This is a genomic window from Daejeonella sp. (genome assembly GCF_044342615.1).
Taxonomy (GTDB): domain Bacteria; phylum Bacteroidota; class Bacteroidia; order Sphingobacteriales; family Sphingobacteriaceae; genus Daejeonella.
The window spans coordinates 1-3773 of the sequence record NZ_JBIIPN010000196.1; the positions used below are offsets into that span (position 1 = coordinate 1).

The 3773-nt window shown below is 36.1% G+C and carries 3 protein-coding genes and 1 pseudogene; all 4 read right to left on the reverse strand.

The window, feature by feature from the left end; translation table 11 throughout:
• Positions 1–294: 294 nt before the first annotated feature.
• Positions 295–1896 carry a M28 family peptidase gene (locus ACIQ0D_RS12130; RefSeq protein ID WP_395805984.1) on the reverse strand — a complete coding sequence of 534 codons (1602 nt, stop codon included), beginning with the start codon at positions 1894–1896 and terminating at the stop codon, positions 295–297.
• A 27-nt stretch (positions 1897–1923) separates the two neighbouring features.
• Positions 1924–2358: a ribose 5-phosphate isomerase B gene (gene rpiB, locus ACIQ0D_RS12135; RefSeq protein ID WP_395805986.1), complete on the reverse strand. Its 435-nt coding sequence runs from the start codon at positions 2356–2358 to the stop codon at positions 1924–1926.
• Between the two features lie 10 nt (positions 2359–2368).
• Entirely contained in the window at positions 2369–3247 is an 879-nt protein-coding gene (gene tatC, locus ACIQ0D_RS12140; RefSeq protein ID WP_395805988.1) for a twin-arginine translocase subunit TatC, read from the reverse strand.
• A 140-nt stretch (positions 3248–3387) separates the two neighbouring features.
• Positions 3388–3773: pseudogene (locus ACIQ0D_RS12145) on the reverse strand (acetyl-CoA carboxylase biotin carboxylase subunit); the annotation flags it as partial.

The following is a 3773-nucleotide window of genomic DNA, read 5'->3' on the forward strand; positions in this document are numbered from 1 at the left end:
TAAGCAAAGATTTTTGAGATTATGGGCGTAGGGACAGGTTGGGACCTGTCCTCTGAGTATTTAGTACGTAGTAATTAGATAGAAAGTGATAAGCAAAGATTTTTGAGATTATGGGCGTAGGGACAGGTTGGGACCTGTCCTCTGAGTATTTAGTACGTAGTAATTAGATAGAAAGCGATAAGCAAAGATTTTTGAGATTATGCGCGTAGGGACAGGTCGCGACCTGTCCTTGAAATTCATTAAACAAAAAATGCCCCCGATAATCGGAGGCATTTATACTAATTTAATGTCTGTTTAGCGATTTGCTGGCATATCATTTTTTACATCTACCACTGGGCGCTTATCGCGATTAAGGAGATCCCAGCCAGTATAATAAACAAGCTGTGCGCGCTTTGCTAGTAGTTCGAAATTAATTTTACTAACTTCATCACTCGCTTTGTGGTAATCTTCGTGTACTCCATTGAAGTAAAATACGATTGGCACACCATTCTTAGCGAAATTATAGTGATCTGAACGGTAGTAAATTCTTTCTGGATCTTTTGGATCATTATACTTATAATCAATCTTCATCTTTGTATAAACTGCATTCGCATTTTCACTGATTTTATGAAGATCGGTACTCAATTTATCTGAACCGATTAAATAACAGTAATTTGTTGAATCAGCTGAAGTTTTGTACTCTTCACCTGTTCTTCCAATCATGTCAATATTTAAATTGGTGATGGTATTAGCCATTGGGAAAACCGGGTTTAATGAATAATATTCAGAACCTAAAAGTCCTTTTTCTTCACCTGTAACAAATAAGAATAAAACACTTCTTCTAGGTCCATTACCCGCTTGCTTTGCTTTAGCATAAGCTCTAGCAATTGCTAAAACCCCTGTAGTTCCAGATCCATCATCATCTGCACCGTTATTGACTTTATCAGCACCACCATCAGTTGTTAATCCGATATGGTCATAATGTGCAGAATAAACAACTAGTTCGTCTTTAAGGTCGCTTCCTTCTAAGTAACCTAAAACATTTACAGATTTAACATCTTTATTAACCGGACCATAATTTATTGCCAGGTCAGCTTTTAAAACTTGTGATTGTGGAGCACCACTATTATCAATTGATGATTTTAAACCTTCAAAAGTTTTACCACTGTTTTTCAAGATTTGGTTCGCTGTTGCAGGTGTGATGCTCACCATACCAGCTGCACTTGCGCGATTGCTTGGAGTGCTTTCTTTTTTAACACTTAAGCGACCCGCTCTAGGCTTGTATGATTGAATAGCAGCAGCCACATCAGGGCTAACAGCTAAAATTAAAGCAGGTTTTTTGCTCATTACATACTGCATTCTTTTTGTACGGCTTGTTGACCAGTCTGAAGGCGTTGCAGTCTTGCTGATAGCTGAAACACCGTTATTCATTGGCTCTCCCTTGTTAATTACAAGAACAAGCTTTCCAGCGATATCAATATTTTTTAAATCATCATAGCTATCTGCTCCAATTCCGTAGCCAATAAATGTGATTTCACTTGATTTAAGTGCTTTTGCCTCTCCACTTCCTGTGAAAAGAAAATCTTTACCTACATTAAGTGTTTGATTGTTTGCTGTGAAGCTACTTACTTCAAATGTAGTTTCAGTTAATGCTACATCTTGAAAGTAGGAACCATTAACAGGAGCTATCAATTTTAATTTTTTTAATTCCTTTGCCAGGTGGGCTGCAGCCAATTCGGCTCCTCGCTTACCTGTTTCACGGCCTTCAAACTTATCTGATGCTAATACGCTCAAATGTTTTTTAGCATATTTAGCGGTGATTTTTTCTGCAAATTTTTGCGCATTTGGGTCCTGAGCATATCCCTGAGCGGAAATACCCGCAACAAGTAGTACCCAAAGTGTTTGTTTAAATTTCATTTTTTTTTAGGGTTAGTTTTTATTTAATTAACAGGAAATTTTATTTACTCTATTTGCATGTCGTCCACCTTCAAATGAAGATTGAATAAATTTCATACAGATTTTTTTAGCTTCTTCTTTACTTGTAAATCTAGCAGGTATACAAAGTATATTCGCATTATTATGAGTTCTAGCAAGCTCAGCCAACTCTTCATTCCAGCATATCGCTGCACGAATTCCCTGATGCTTGTTGGCAGTCATAGCTACTCCATTTGCACTTCCACAAATCAGAATTCCTATTGTAAACTCCTTATTTTCAACAGCACTAGCAACTGGATGTGCAAAATCGGGATAATCTACTGAATCTGCACTATAAGCACCAAAATCTTTTACTGAATAGTCCTTCAGAAAATCGATAAGCATGCTTTTGTATTCAAAGCCTGCATGATCTGCTCCAATGGCAATACTGATATTTTTACTCATTTTGTATTAATTAATCGTTTTTGTAAAAGGCAATTTCCGCTTTCTTCTTTTTTGCTGCAACCCGTGCAGAAACATAGATACTTATTTCATATAGTAAAAATAGTGGGAAACTAACGGTTAGCATTGTTACCAAATCTGGAGTAGGGGTTACAATCGCTGCAATAATTAGAATAATTACTGTGGCATATCGTCTCGACGACCTCATAAATTCTGGGGTCATGATTCCAAGTTTAGAAAGTATGTAAATAACTATTGGTAGTTCAAATGTTATTGCTGCACCAATGGTTAAAGTAGCAACTACTGAAAAGTATGAGGATATGGTAATTTGGTTATTGATGATTGAACTTACCTCATAATTAGATAAGAAGTTAATAGAAAGGGGAGCAATAATATAATATCCAAAAAGTAGTCCAATAATAAAAAGGAGTGAGGCCCAAAAAACGAATCCAGTGGCCGATTTACGCTCATTTTCATGAAGTGCAGGCTTCACAAATCGCCAAATTTCAAAAAGAAGATATGGTACACCAAGTACGATACCTATCATCAATGAGGAGTTTAATTGCAGGGTAAATTGTCCCCCCAATTCAGTATTAATAATGTTAAAACTTAATTTTTTAACGCAGAAATCGGCACCTAAATTAAATTTCTCTGTCGCTAAACACATCATTCTGTAAGTCCAGAAGTCTGTTTTACCAGGCCCCATGATAATCTTATCAAAAATGAAATCATAAAAGCTGAATGCTAAAATGGTAAATGCTACAATGGCTATTGATGCACGCACAAGGTGCCCACGAAGCACATCCAAATGATCAAAAAAAGACATTTCGGCTTCAATGGTTTTACCTTTTTCTTTTATTGCCTTAACTAAGTCGGTACGTTCCTTACTCATAATTTATAAACAAAAATACCATTCTATTTGATTTTAGAATGGTATTTAAAAGAAATTTAATAAGCATCATGTTAATTGTGACAATTAGCGCTTAAATTGAAGTATTTGTCGACAAATAGCAGCGAAAAAATTCGAATTTCCTATTCTTTTAGATCGAATGTTTCCATAAACTTAGTTGTGAAATTCCCCGCTCTAAAATTAGGGTCTTTCATCAATCGTAAATGGAAAGGAATCGTTGTTTTTATGCCTTCAATCACAAATTCACTTAATGAACGCTCCATAGTGCAAATCGCTTCTTCACGTGTTTGTGCCACACAAATAAGCTTTGCAATCATTGAATCGTAGTTTGGTGGAATTTGATAACCTGCATACACGTGCGTATCAACACGTACCCCATGACCGCCTGGTGAATGAAAATTAGTGATTAATCCTGGTGAAGGTCTGAAATTGTTAAATGGATCTTCTGCATTGATACGGCATTCAATTGCGTGCATTTCTGGAATATAATTCTTTCCTGAAATTGGAA

Bases quoted from the DNA above. Each gene is read 5' to 3' on its own strand.
- tatC (WP_395805988.1), bottom strand. From the start codon at position 3,247: ATGAGTAAGGAACGTACCGACTTAGTTAAGGCAATAAAAGAAAAAGGT.
- rpiB (WP_395805986.1), bottom strand. From the start codon at position 2,358: ATGAGTAAAAATATCAGTATTGCCATTGGAGCAGATCATGCAGGCTTT.
- ACIQ0D_RS12130 (WP_395805984.1), bottom strand. From the start codon at position 1,896: ATGAAATTTAAACAAACACTTTGGGTACTACTTGTTGCGGGTATTTCC.